We start from the raw sequence: 12,420 nt of genomic DNA on the forward strand, positions 1-12,420 counted from the left end.
GGTCCCGGCCTTCGCCGGGACGACGTTGGGAGGAATCGTGCCAAATCTCCTCACCCCACCTTCACCACATCCGCGCCGACCACCTCGTCGCTCACCACCACGAACTTCTTCAGCTCCATCCGGCCGAAGCTCGTCGACAGCGCGACGTCGGCGGCGTCGCGCCCCGTCGCCATCAGGATGCGGCCGATGCGCGGGATGTTGTGGCGGGCGTCGAAGGTGAACCATTGGCCCGAGAGCCAGACCTGAAACCAGCCGGAGAAATCCATCGGGAACGGTTCGGGCGGAATGCCGATGTCGCCCATGTAGCCGGTGCAGTAGCGCGCAGGCATGCCCATGCAGCGGCAGAGCGCGACGGCCAGATGCGCGAAGTCGCGGCAGACGCCGGTCCTCTGCTCGTAGACGTCGTGCGCCGACTTCATGTGATGGGCGTGCTCATAGCCGAAGGTGACGTGCTGATGCACGAACGCGGTGATCGCCGCGACTCGATTCCAACCGGGCTCCGTCTTAGCGAACAGCGACCAGGCGATGTCCGTGAGCTTGTCGGTCTCGCAATAGCGGCTCGGCATCAGATAGAGCAGCAGCTCGTTCGGCAATTGCTCGATCGGGATCTGCTGCGCATCAGGCATCACCTCGTCGGGCAGGCCGCTGTCGCGCACCAGCGCGCTGCCTCTCAGCGTCACGCCGCCAGCCGGCGCCATGAGGCGACCGCACACATTGCCGAAACTATCGTGATAGAAGCGGATGGGAACGTCGGGCTCGGCAACCACCGCCTCCTTGCCGATGATGTCGGCCTGTCGCGAGGGGTGGATGTTCAGCATGATCACCATCGGTGTGGGCTGCACCGCCGTGTAGGTGATCTCGAAGCCGACCCTGATCTCCATCTACGAAACCTCTGTCTCCATCTCTGCGTCGCTGTCTTGGTCGTCCGAGACCACCTTGATGTTCACGTCCATGACATCGAAGGCCTCCTCGGAGCCGATATAGACGCCGTGCAGCGGGATCGCCTGACGCGGGTCGCGGGCAACCGCGACGCGGATGAGGTCGCGGGTTCCGACGATGCCGTTGGTCGGATCGAACTCGATCCACCCTGCGCTCGGCAGATAGACCTGCACCCAGGCGTGGGTCGAGCCGCCGCCGACATGGCGCTGCGCGATGTCCTCGGGGACGAAGATGTAGCCCGAGACGAAGCGCGCGGCGATGCCGAGCTGGCGCAGCGCCTCGATCATGAACAGCGCATAGTCCCGGCAGGTTCCTGTGCCCGACTGCAAGGTGTCGAGCGGATGCTGCGTGCCGGGCTCGTGACGCTTGCGGTACTTGAACTGCTTGCGGATCGCATGCGTCATGCCGCTCAGGATCTTGAAGGTCGGCGTCGGGGCCTCCTCGTCGAGGAAGCCGCGCGCCCATTCTCCGATCTCGCCGTCGGGATCGGCATATTGCGGCGTGATGTACTGGACGAGATCGGCAAACTCCTCGTCGTCATAGACGAACGGATAGAAATAGGCGGCATCGTCCGCCGTCAGCGCGAACTCGTCGACCGGATTGTGCTCGACGGTGACGTGCCAGTCGAAGGTCAGATGATCCGCGCGCTCGTCGAAACTGGCGATCGCGACCGAGTTGCCGAACACGTCGTGGATCCAGCGCAGCGACATCGGCTCGGGCGAGATCTCGAGCCTGGAATCGAGCACGCGCAAATCATGCCCGTCGCGCGGACGCAGCATGATGCGGTGTTCGCCAAACGCCACGGGGCGGTTGTAGCGATATTCGGTCTTGTGGTGAATCGTCAGCAGCGGCATCGTCCGGCAATCATGGTGATTTTGGGCGGACCAATCTATACCGATTCCTGCCCAATTTTCGGGGTGACTGCATTTTCCATAGGCAATCAGGATGGCTTTAGACACAGCCGGCGCGGCCGATCAACTGCTCGGCGAGGGTGACATTCCGCCAGTGCATGAGGTGAATGCGGAAGGCACATCGCCCTTCCTGCTCACCTCGGACCATTACGGACGCGCGCTGCCGCGCGCGCTCGGCGATCTCGGCATCCCCGAGAGCGAGCTCGTCAGGCACATCGGCTGGGACATCGGCATCGCCGGCGTCGCCGATCGCCTCGCCAGGATGCTCGATGCGCATCTGATCGCCCAGCGCTATTCGCGGCTGGTGATCGACTGCAACCGTCCGCCCGGTGTTGCAAGCTCGATCCCCGTGATATCGGAGGCAACCACAATCGCCCGCAACGAGGCCATCTCCGACGCCGAGCGCGCGGCGCGGCGGCGCGAGATCTTCGAGCCCTACCATCACCGCATCGACGCCACGATCGGCCGCCGCCTGCACGACAAGCGGCCGACCGTGCTGGTGTCGTTGCACAGCTTCACGCCCGTCTATGCCGGCGTCGCGCGGCCCTGGCACATCGGCGCGCTGTACAATCGCGACCCCGTGCTGCCGCGGCTGCTGCTGAAACATCTGCGCGCCGAGAGCGATCTCGTCGTCGGCGACAACGAGCCCTATGCGGTGAGCGACCTCACCGACTACACCATCCCCGTGCATGGCGAAGCGAGAGGCCTCGTCAACACCGGCATCGAGATCCGCCAGGACCTGATCGCGGACCAGTCCGGCCAGCAGCAATGGGCGGAACGACTGGCAAGGGTTTTTGCGGAGATCGAGGTGGAGTTGCGGGCGGAACGGTTGGTCGACTAACCGCCGCGCGTTGCGACGAACAGCGCCAGCGCGGAGAAGATCGCGGCGATGCCCCACAGCACGTAGGCCATGCGGCCGCCGCCGCGCGCATCGAGCGTGGCTTCGGCCGGATTGTCGGGATTGACGCGGACCTCGACGGTTGCGCCGTCCTGGTAGCGCGACATCAGCTTCTTCAGCATCTCGTCCGAGGCAGACGGCGATTCTGCCGCGACGCGCGCGCATTCATTGGTGTAGCTGATGTTCTGATAGCGATAGGTGTAGGTCACGCGCTTGCCGAACATCTCGAGGCCGCGCGCCTCGCCGGGCTCGCTGGCCTCGTGATACTCCTCGATGCCCGACAGCTTGATCGTGCCCGGCACGACCGGCCAGCGCGTCGCCATAGACGCCTGCCGCTGCACGCCCCACGCCATCAGCCCGATGACGAGGCCGAACGCACCGAAGGCGACGACGAGGCCCGCAAGATCCGGCCGGCCGATGTGATGGGCGAGATATTGGTAGCTCTGGTTGAGGCCGAAGGCCGAGCCGAAGATGATGGCGAGCACGATCGCCGAACCGATGCCGAGGCAACCCCACAGCCCCTTGGGCAGATCGCGCTCCAGCACGGCCTGATCGGGATGGCGCGGATTGTAATAGACGGTGACGATGCTGCCGGCCGGATATTTCGCCAGCTTTTCGGCGACCTGGAAATTGCCGAGGTCCTCGCCGATCGAGATGCGATCACAGCGCAGCTTGCGGCCGCCGACCACATATTCGTAAGTGATGTTGGCGAAGTTGCGGCTCTCGGTGCGATAACCGTCCTCGCGCTCGTCGTCGGACACCTTGACCTCGCGCACCTCGGCGACCGAGGTGACGACCTTGCCCGCGGCCTGCGGCCAGCTTCGCGCCTTGCGCGCCTGCCAGGTCTTGACGATGGCGGCAATCAGGATGAGCGCGAGCGGCGCAAGCAGCATCGCGTAAACGAGCGGCGGCAAATTCGGCACGGTCAAAATCCCAGGTCAGCGGCAATGCTTCCTTGGACGCATCGCCACTGCCAGAGGTTCAACCGGGCTAAAGCGCGATGAGATCGAAATGAATCGTCATCGCGCTTTAGGTTGTTGTTTAGGCATGATCTTTTCGGAAAACCGCTACGCACTTCTCCGGATCATGCCTTCGCTCATTTGGCCCTTGTAAGCGCCAGCCAGATACCGCCGCCGATCATGAAGCCGCCGGAGATGCGCGACATCAACCGCGTGCGACGGGCCGAGAAGAATTTTCGCGCGCGCCCGGCGGCGATGGCGTAGAGCGCGTCCGTCATCACGGCCGTGACCATGAAGGTGGCGCCCAGCAGCGCGACCTGCGGAAAGTGCGGCTGGCTCATGTCCATGAACTGCGGGATGAAGGCGCCGAAGAACACCAGCACCTTCGGGTTCGACAGCAGCACCAGGAAGCCTTGCAGGAAGAACCCGCCGCGCGGCGGCGGAGGCGGTGCGTCGACATCGACGCCCTCGACCGGCGCCCAGATCAGCCTGATGCCGAGCCAGACCAGATAGGCCGCGCCGGCAAAGCGCACCCAGTCGAACCAGTAGCCCATGGTCGCCATCAGCGAGGTCAGACCGATCGCAACGATGCCGATAACGATGGCGAGGCCGGCTTGCGCGCCGGCAACGTTGGTCAGCGCCGCACGCGTGCCATGGCGCAGGCCATTGGCGATGACGAGCGTCACGATCGGACCCGGCAGCAACGCCAGCGCAATGCAGGCGGCGACGAAGGCGAGATAGGCTTGCATGGACATCATGGGAGGACTCGGCTGAGGGCGGATTGCGGGTATTAATGCATGGGATGGGCGGGAACGGAAGTGAGATGAGTGCGGTGTGCCCGCCCAAGCCGCGGTGTCATACCCCGCGAAGGCGGGGTATCCAGTACGCCGCGGCCTTCCCGTATTCCACGAACGCCTCGGAGTACTGGATCACCCGCCTTCGCGGGTGATGACAGCGGAGGACTTGGCGCGAGCCGCGCCTCCCTCACCTGCCATCGAGCGCAGCCGCCATCCATTGCTTCATTTCCTCCGTTTCCAGGAACACCAGCGCCGCACGCTGCACGGCGTTCGCCTCGCCCGCGCCTTGCGCCACCGCAACCAGCAAATCGCAGCGGCGCGACAGCGCGAGGCCGGCGGCGGCGTGGCGGGCGCCGTCGGCCATGGCGAGGTCGTAGTGCCTGATGCGGCCCTGCATGGCGGCGACGTCCACGGCGTGGCCCGGCGCGGCGGGAACAAAGCGCGGACTGATCAGATCGATGTCGGTAACACGGTCGACCTCGTCGTCGTCGGCAACGCCGGTGTCGCAATTGCAGAAGCCGCGCTTGGCGCGGATGTAGAGCTCGGCACCATCGCATCCGCCCGCGATACAGCGAAACGCGCGGCCCGCGGGCCAGCCATCGCGGGGAAACGGCCAGGCGATCTCCTGCCAACGTCCTGCGCGCTCCGTGTCATCCGCTCGCGCACCGGACAGCGCGCCGAGCGCGATCACGGCCGCGATCATCATCGCGCGCCGCATCGTCAGTTCCGGGGCAAACCGGCCACGGCGCGCGCCGGACCTGTCAGTTCGAGAATGTGCAGGCCGGTATTGGCGCGGTCGACGATGTAGACGTAGCCCCGATCATCCGTCTCGACATTGTTGGTCTGGATCGCGACCTTGCAGCGCTCGCCGCCCTCGACCGGAATGCAGCGCTTGTCGGTCGCCGCGGTGATCGCCGGGATGAAGTAGCCGACTTCCTTCGGATGATAGGGATCGCGGATATCGAGCGCGCGTACGCCGGCATTGAAGAAGGCGATGAAGGCCATCTTCTTGTAATAGACCGGCGCCATGCTCTCGTTCGACGAATGCGAGCCGAACCGGCCGCCGCGCTGGCAGAACTGCCCGCTCGCTTCCGGCACGGTATAGCTCGAGATCATCATCGGCCGCGTCTCGGTGGTGACATCGGCGAACCACACCATCTGCCGCGCCTCGCCGCATTCGTTGAGGATCGCCTCGTCCACGATCATGACGATGTCACGCGTCTTGCCGTCCTTGTCCTCGGCAAATTCCGCGACCGGCATGTCGAGCATCGGGAACGTCGTATGCGCGCCATTGAAGGCGGACATCGGCATCCGCGCAATCTCGGGAAAGCGGAGATTGTCCGGCGTCGGCTCCTTCGGCCCGGTCAGGAGCTTCTCGCGATCGACGATCTGCAGGATGCCGCCCTTGTTGGTGCCGTAGCCGAAATAGACGCGGTTGCCGTGGGGCCCGGTCGAGATCGGTCCATGCAGCTCGGTCGGCACCGCGCCGGTCGAACCCGGCTCCTGGCCCGGCAGGCCGAAGTCGCGGATCTTCTGCGGATGCGCGGGATCTGAGAGGTCATAGACCTGCGTCATGCGCCGCGTGCGCCAGTCCGGCGCACCCGAGACCAGAAAGGCGATGCCGGTGTCGCATTCCCACCAGCTCTTGTGGGTGTCCTTCAGGCCGGCGATGCGCGTGATGAGCACGGGGCTGGCGGGGTCGGTGACGTTCCAGATCTCATGCGCCTCGCCGCCGAAGGTGCGCAGCATGTAGACCGCGTTCGGATCGCCCTTCGGCAACGACTTGCCGTCGCAGACCCGCACCATCTGCGCGCCGCCGGATTCATACTTGCCCTCCTGCCCCGGCAGGTGCCGCAGATATTTCGGACGCGCGGGATCGGTGACGTCGACGATCGAGGTTCCGTTCGGCTCCGCCTGCCCTGTCATCGGATTGACGGGAGCGGGCACGTCGTCGGTGCCGCCGTGATGGCCGATATAGGCGATCCAGCGGTCGCCTTGATGATGGATGGTCGGCTGATAGGCGCTGCGCCCCTGGAGGTCATTAGTGCCAACCAGCTTCATGTTGGAAGCTTCTGGCGGCGCACCGATGGTCTGCTTCTGCGCGTAGGCGGCGGTGCCGCAGGCGAAAAGGACGAGGCCTGCGGCAGTCAAGACGCAACGGAACATCAATGTCCTCCCAGGAACCAATCTGCGTTGGCTGAGATGAAAGGCTAACACGGCCGATCCTGCGGCCCAAAGACACCATCTTGACATGCAACCATTTGGTTGCCTATTATCGTTGCCATGGATGAGGTCTTCAAAGCGCTGGCGGACGCATCGAGACGGTCGCTGCTGGACAGGCTTCACGCCAGGAACGGCCAGACGCTGAACGAGCTTTGCGAAGGCCTCGCGATGACGCGGCAGGCCGTCACCAAGCACCTTGCCATTCTCGAAGAGGCCAATCTGGTCACGACCTTCAAGCATGGCCGCGAGAAGCTGCACTACCTCAACCCGGTGCCGATCCATCAGATCGGCGAGCGCTGGATCAAGAAATTCGAGCGCGGCAAGCTCGCCGCGCTCGGGGAGTTGAAACGTCAGTTGGAGAAACGCGATGAGTAAACCGAGCTATGTCTACGTGACCTATATCGAGACCTCTCCCGAAGCGCTTTGGCAGGCCCTCACCGATGGCGATTTCACAGAGCGCTACTGGTTCGGCCACCGCATTGCTTCCGACTGGAAGGAAGGCGCATCCTACCGCTTCACCAACAATGGCAGTCCGACGATCGAAGGCGAGGTCATCACCTGCGATCCGACGCGGCGGCTCGCCTATAGCTGGCACAATCGCAAGCCCGAGGCCGCGGGCGAGGGCATCTCGCGCGTCACCTTCGATCTCGAACCGCGCGGCAAGGTCGTCAAGCTGACCGTCACCCATGACGAACTCGGCGAGGACGGCAAGACCCTGCGCGACATCTCCGGCGGCTGGCCGATGGTGCTGTCGAACCTGAAGAGCCTGCTCGAGACCGGCCACACCATCGGAATCGTGCCTCCGACCTATTCGACGAAGGACGCTGCGTGATGACCCGGCCCGAATTCATCTACGTCACCTATATCGAGACCACGCCGGAAAAGCTCTGGGAGGCGCTGACGTCGAGCGAGTTCACCAGGCAGTACTGGTTCGATACCGAAGTCAGGTCCGACTGGAAGGTCGGCTCGCCCTTCGCCCTCGTGATGGGCGGCAAGGTCACGGACACCGGCGAGATCCTCGAGGCCGAGCGGCCGCGGCGGCTTTCCTATACGTTCAAGCACGAGCTGATGGAGGAGATGCGGAACGAAGCGGCGACGAAGGTCGTTTTCACCATCGTGCCCTACGGCAATCTCGTGAAGCTGACCGTGACGCACGAAGGCTTTGCCGCAGGCAGCAAGCTGCTCGACGGCATCTCCAAGGGCTGGCCCGCAATCCTGTCCGGGCTCAAGAGCCTGCTGGAGACCGGCAAGGCGCCGGCAATCCCGCCTGCAGCACTCGACATCGAAGGATTCGCGTGATGGACCTCGACCAGTTCAAGCCGCTCACGGTCTACACCATCTATATCGCCTCGACGCCGGAGAAGGTGTGGGAGGCGCTGACCTCGGCCGCGTTCAGCAAGCAGTATTTCTTCGGCAACGCCGTGGAGGTCGAGCCGCGGCTCGGCGGCGCGTTCATCGTGCGCACGCCCGATGGCGCGCTGCATATCAGCGGCGAGGTTCTCGCCTACGATCCGCCGCGAAAGCTCTCCGTCACCTTCAACGTCAATTGGCCGGACCTGATCGAAAAGCTCGGCCCGACGCTGGTGACCTACGAGATCGAACAGGTCGGCGATGCGGTGCGTCTCACCATGAGCGAAGGCCATGACCGGCCGCTCAGCGACGACATCCTCGCAGGCGGACGGCAGGGTTGGCCGGCGATCCTCTCTGGCCTCAAGAGCGTGCTCGAGACCGGCAAGCCGCTGGTGGTGAAAATGGGCCCGCCGCAGCGGATGCTCGATGCGCTGAAGGCGATGGGGATCAAGACGCCGTAGGCGAGACGAGGGTCTGTCTCCGCGAACTCGATATCGTAGGGTGGGCAAAGGCGCACTTGCGCCGTGCCCACCACTGACCCAATACAGCACAGACGCGGTGGGCACGCTTCGCTTTGCCCACCCTACGGCACTGAGTCGCCCCGGCCTGCGCCGGGACGACTATGGGGCCGGCACGACCAGCCGCCGATACAGATGCCACGTCGCGTGCCCGAGCACCGGCAGCGTCACGATCAGCCCGAGAAAATACGGCAGCGCCGAGACGACCAGCAGCATCACGATCACGGCGGCCCAGCCGATCATCGGCAGCGGGCTCGTCACCACCGCACGCACGCTCGTCACCATCGCCGTGACGAAATCGACCTCGCGATCGAGCAGCAGCGGAAACGACACCACGGTCAGCGAGAACAGGATCAGCGACAGCACGGCGCCGACCGCATTGCCGATGGCGAGGAACAGCAGGCCCTCGTTGGTCGTCAGCACCACCGTCATGAATTCCTGCAGGCTCGAGAACGAGGCGTGCAGGCCGAGCAGCAGCGCGATCAGGAGCCGCACCTGGTACATCCAGATCACGAACACGAACAGCGTGACGAACGCCATCCAGCCGATCTCGCTGCGCGAGCGGACCGCCGACCAGATCGCACCGAACGACACCGGCTCGCCGCGCTCGCGGCGACGGCTGACTTCGTAGAGGCCGATCGCCACGAAGGGGCCGATCAGCGCGAAGCCGGCAGCCAGGGGATAGACCAGATAGACCATACCGAAGGCGGTGAGGCAGAGCATGATGGCGATGCCGCCGGCGGCGTAGAGCGCGCCGAAGCAAAGCCCGTAGAGCGGCAGCGCCTGGAAGTCGCGCAGGCCCTCGACCAGGGCCTCGGCGATGTCAGTTGCCACGACGGGACGAACGACCGGATCGACCTTGCCCGAGATGGACATCAGCTTCCTCCTCATTTACCGGCACGATCTTCGTCGCACGCGACCTCGATGTTACTGCCCTTCGCCGCCGCGCGCACGCGCGAGTTGATCACGGGTTGACGGTATTGGAGGAAGCCCGGCAGCGGCTCGTCGCCCTGGCCCACCCGCCACGCGTGTATGTCAAAATCTTTCCTCGCTTTTCGGCACCATGCCTATGGACGGAGCGGAGGGCGGTGCCGCAAATTGTACCTCCGCCCCCAACGCGCGATGACCAGAGCGGACCATTCGAACGATGAGCTTGCATACCCGGCTACTGATTCTCGTCATCGCGGCCATGCTGGTGCCCGCGGGCCTCGTCGGCTTGCGCTTCATGCAGAACCGCAGCAGCGACATCAACGCCGCCCTGACCAATCTGGCGGCGGCCGCCGACGAGATTGCAGGCGACCTGGACGAAAAGATCCGGGGCACCGCGCAGCTTCACTACGGTCTCGCCCGTGCCCGCGACCTCGACACGCGCGACAAGGCGGCGTGCTCGGCGTTCCTGTCGGAAGTGCGCGAGGAATACCCGCAGTTCACCGGAATATTGACCATCGACCCCGATGGCAGCCTGTTCTGCGACTCGCTGCGGACCAACCGCAGCCTCGATCTCCGGGACCGCGCCTATTTCAAGCAGGCTTTGGCCTCGAACCGCGTCGTGCTCGAACCGGTCTTCGGCCGGCTGACTGGAATCTCGGTGCTCCAGATCGCCTATCCGGTGCGGACGGACGCGGGCGCGCTGAAGCTGATCCTGCTGGCTTCGTTCAACCTGCGCAAATTCGCGGAGTTTCACCACAAGCGGCTGCTCGGCGAGAAGGATATCCTGCTCGTCGACGGCAAGGGCACGGTTCTGGTCGCACCCTCGGGCGCAGGCTGGACCGAGCCCGTCGGCGGGTCGATCGCCGGATCCGAACTGTTTCGCTTCGCGGCAACGCCCGACCGGGAGTCCGTTCACGAGGTCACCGATCGCGAGGGCCGCACCCATGTCTGGAGTGTCGCCGCCCGCTCGCCGTCGACCCGGGATGCCGGTCTCTACATCCTGGTCGGACGGTCCAAGGACGGGCTGGTCGCGGCGGCGAATCGCCGGCTCTACGAGGACCTCGCGATCCTGACGGTGGCCTCGCTGCTGCTGTTGGCGGCGGTCTGGATTCTCGCGACCGTGAGCGTCGGGCGCCAGGTCGGACGGCTCGCCGCGATGGCGAAGAATCTCGGGCGCGGCGATCTCAGCGCGCGCATTCCGCCGCCCCATCCGGGCGGCGAGCTCGGCGGGCTGATGACCCTGCTCAACGACACCGCCGAGTCGCTGCAGCAGCAACGCGCCGCCATCGCCGAACTCAACCAGAAGCTCAGCCAGTCGCAGAAGATGGAAGCCATGGGCCAGCTCACCGGCGGCGTGGCGCATGATTTCAACAATCTCCTCACCGTCATTCTCGGCAATTCGGAGCATCTTGCCGACCAGCTGGCAGGCAACAAGGAATTGCACCGGATCGCCGGCGACATCGCGACCGCCGCCGAGCGCGGCTCTGATCTGACGCGGAGCCTGCTCGCCTTCGCGCGCAAGCAGCCCTTAAGGCCGCGCGACATCGACATCGCCGGCAAGCTGCTCGACATGGAGCCGTTGCTGCGTCGAACCCTGGGCGAGCACATCGAGTGCACCTTCGCGCTCGATGCGGATTTATGGATGACCAGCGTCGATCCCGGCCAGCTGGCGACTGCGCTGCTCAACCTCGTGCTCAACGCGCGCGACGCTTTGCCCGACGGCGGCAAGCTGACGGTCGAGGCGCGCAACATCTCGCTCGGCGAATCCGACCTCGACGTCAACGGCGAACCGCGGCCGGGCGACTACGTCATGGTGGCCGTGACCGACACCGGCACCGGCATGACCGCCGAGGTGGCGAGCCGCGCCTTCGAGCCGTTCTTCACCACCAAGGAGGTGGGCAAGGGGACCGGGCTCGGCCTCAGCATGGTCTACGGCTTCGTGCGACAGTCCGGCGGCCTGGTGCAGATGCAGTCCGAACCGGGACACGGCAGCGTCGTCAAGCTGTTCTTTCCTCGTCTTGCGACGCCGCCGGCCGAGGATCCATTACCGGCAGAGCGGATCGCGGCACACGATGGAAGCGAGACCATTCTCGTCGTCGAGGACGACGACATGGTGCGAGCCTATGTCGAGAACGAGCTGAAGGCGTTGGGCTACCGCGTCATCGCGCGGTCGAATGGTCCCGCGGCACTGGACCTGTTGCGCCAGCGCGGGGACATCGATTTGCTGTTCACCGACGTCGTGATGCCCGGCGGCATGTTCGGGCCGGAGCTTGCAAGACAGGCAACGGCGCTGCGGCCCGGGCTCAAGGTGCTCTTCACCTCCGGCTACACGCAGGATCCGGTCAAGACGCCCGACGGAATCGGCGACGCCCGCATCCTGACAAAGCCGTTCCGGCGCAAGGATCTCGCCGCGATGCTGCGCGCCGCCCTCTCGGCGCCGTCGCGATGATCAGGACGAAAACGCGAGCTGGAGCGCCACGCCGAGATTGGCCGCGAACAGCGCCGCGTCGATGACGAAGATCCGGAGCATCGGCCCCTTCAACACCGGCCAGTAGGCCACCCCGACGCGTCCGCCGCGCATCAAGACCGGAAGGTTATAGGCGAACTGGCTGAAATGGCAGGCGGAGAAGAACAGGAACAGCACGAGCTGCGCCTGCACGGGCTGGAAGAAAACCGGACGCGCGGCCAGAAGATAGAACGACAACAGCCCGATCGGCAGGTTCATCCCGCCGAGAAACGCGACGCTCGCCGCCAGCGTCGGCGCGATCGGATTGCCGCGCTCTTCCCGCGGCAGCAATATCTTCAGCGTGTTGCGTTGGGCGATGCTGAACTGGATGAAGGCTCCGACGAACCAGAGCGAGTTGAGGAGCAGAACAATATCCGAAAGACGCATGG

At 65.0% G+C, this 12,420-nt stretch carries 15 protein-coding genes; 6 read left to right on the forward strand and 9 right to left on the reverse strand.

Annotated elements, in window-relative coordinates:
• Nucleotides 1-50: 50 nt before the first annotated feature.
• Nucleotides 51-881 carry a transglutaminase-like domain-containing protein gene (locus tag XH79_RS27580; protein WP_271583643.1) on the reverse strand — a complete coding sequence of 277 codons (831 nt, stop codon included), beginning with the start codon at nucleotides 879-881 and terminating at the stop codon, nucleotides 51-53.
• Nucleotides 882-1,793, reverse strand: a complete 912-nt coding sequence (locus XH79_RS27585) for a transglutaminase family protein (RefSeq protein WP_271583644.1) — start codon at nucleotides 1,791-1,793, stop codon at nucleotides 882-884. It lies immediately after the preceding gene.
• Nucleotides 1,794-1,884: 91 nt separating this feature from the next.
• On the opposite strand from XH79_RS27585, the gene XH79_RS27590 reads away from it, so the two are divergent.
• Complete coding sequence (locus XH79_RS27590) at nucleotides 1,885-2,691, forward strand: N-formylglutamate amidohydrolase (RefSeq protein ID WP_271583645.1); 807 nt, start codon at nucleotides 1,885-1,887, stop codon at nucleotides 2,689-2,691.
• On the opposite strand, the gene XH79_RS27595 is transcribed toward XH79_RS27590, so the two are convergent.
• The 4 genes from XH79_RS27595 to XH79_RS27610 form a co-directional block, all read right to left on the reverse strand.
• Nucleotides 2,688-3,671 carry a DUF3592 domain-containing protein gene (locus XH79_RS27595; protein ID WP_271583646.1) on the reverse strand — a complete coding sequence of 328 codons (984 nt, stop codon included), beginning with the start codon at nucleotides 3,669-3,671 and terminating at the stop codon, nucleotides 2,688-2,690. The two genes, XH79_RS27590 and XH79_RS27595, sit on opposite strands and share 4 nt — an antisense overlap.
• Nucleotides 3,672-3,844: 173 nt before the next feature.
• On the reverse strand, nucleotides 3,845-4,465 hold the full coding sequence (locus XH79_RS27600; RefSeq protein ID WP_212341692.1) for a LysE family translocator: 621 nt from the start codon (nucleotides 4,463-4,465) through the stop codon (nucleotides 3,845-3,847).
• A 226-nt stretch (nucleotides 4,466-4,691) separates the two neighbouring features.
• Nucleotides 4,692-5,222: a hypothetical protein gene (locus XH79_RS27605; RefSeq protein WP_271583647.1), complete on the reverse strand. Its 531-nt coding sequence runs from the start codon at nucleotides 5,220-5,222 to the stop codon at nucleotides 4,692-4,694.
• A 2-nt stretch (nucleotides 5,223-5,224) separates the two neighbouring features.
• Nucleotides 5,225-6,670 (reverse strand): LVIVD repeat-containing protein, encoded by a 1,446-nt coding sequence (locus XH79_RS27610; RefSeq protein WP_271583648.1) that lies wholly within the window; start codon nucleotides 6,668-6,670, stop codon nucleotides 5,225-5,227.
• A 117-nt stretch (nucleotides 6,671-6,787) separates the two neighbouring features.
• Between XH79_RS27610 and XH79_RS27615 the strand changes: the two genes are divergently transcribed.
• The 4 genes from XH79_RS27615 to XH79_RS27630 are packed head-to-tail and all read left to right on the forward strand — an operon-like array spanning nucleotide 6,788 to nucleotide 8,538.
• Complete coding sequence (locus XH79_RS27615; protein ID WP_212341696.1) at nucleotides 6,788-7,102, forward strand: ArsR/SmtB family transcription factor; 315 nt, start codon at nucleotides 6,788-6,790, stop codon at nucleotides 7,100-7,102.
• Complete coding sequence (locus XH79_RS27620; RefSeq protein WP_212341697.1) at nucleotides 7,095-7,559, forward strand: SRPBCC family protein; 465 nt, start codon at nucleotides 7,095-7,097, stop codon at nucleotides 7,557-7,559. Before XH79_RS27615 ends, XH79_RS27620 begins: the two co-directional genes overlap by 8 nt.
• Complete coding sequence (locus XH79_RS27625; RefSeq protein ID WP_212341698.1) at nucleotides 7,559-8,026, forward strand: SRPBCC family protein; 468 nt, start codon at nucleotides 7,559-7,561, stop codon at nucleotides 8,024-8,026. Before XH79_RS27620 ends, XH79_RS27625 begins: the two co-directional genes overlap by 1 nt.
• Nucleotides 8,026-8,538, forward strand: coding sequence for an SRPBCC family protein (locus XH79_RS27630; protein WP_271583649.1), 513 nt, complete (start codon nucleotides 8,026-8,028; stop codon nucleotides 8,536-8,538). The genes XH79_RS27625 and XH79_RS27630 overlap by 1 nt, the downstream gene beginning before the upstream one ends.
• Before the next feature lie 159 nt (nucleotides 8,539-8,697).
• Here the strand turns inward: XH79_RS27630 and XH79_RS27635 are convergent, their stop codons facing one another.
• The gene (locus XH79_RS27635; protein WP_271583650.1) at nucleotides 8,698-9,471 is read right to left on the reverse strand and encodes a DUF2189 domain-containing protein; all 774 of its coding nucleotides are present in this window, start codon (nucleotides 9,469-9,471) and stop codon (nucleotides 8,698-8,700) included.
• Between the two features lie 11 nt (nucleotides 9,472-9,482).
• Nucleotides 9,483-9,614, reverse strand: coding sequence for a hypothetical protein (locus tag XH79_RS27640; RefSeq protein ID WP_271583651.1), 132 nt, complete (start codon nucleotides 9,612-9,614; stop codon nucleotides 9,483-9,485).
• Between the two features lie 128 nt (nucleotides 9,615-9,742).
• Here XH79_RS27640 and XH79_RS27645 point away from each other — a divergent pair, with 128 nt between their 5' ends.
• Nucleotides 9,743-11,974, forward strand: a complete 2,232-nt coding sequence (locus XH79_RS27645; RefSeq protein ID WP_271583652.1) for an ATP-binding protein — start codon at nucleotides 9,743-9,745, stop codon at nucleotides 11,972-11,974.
• On the opposite strand, the gene XH79_RS27650 is transcribed toward XH79_RS27645, so the two are convergent.
• Entirely contained in the window at nucleotides 11,975-12,418 is a 444-nt protein-coding gene (locus tag XH79_RS27650; RefSeq protein WP_212341702.1) for a hypothetical protein, read from the reverse strand.
• Nucleotides 12,419-12,420 lie beyond the last annotated feature (2 nt).

Source organism: Bradyrhizobium sp. CCBAU 45389, assembly GCF_028128625.1.
Taxonomy (GTDB): domain Bacteria; phylum Pseudomonadota; class Alphaproteobacteria; order Rhizobiales; family Xanthobacteraceae; genus Bradyrhizobium; species Bradyrhizobium liaoningense_B.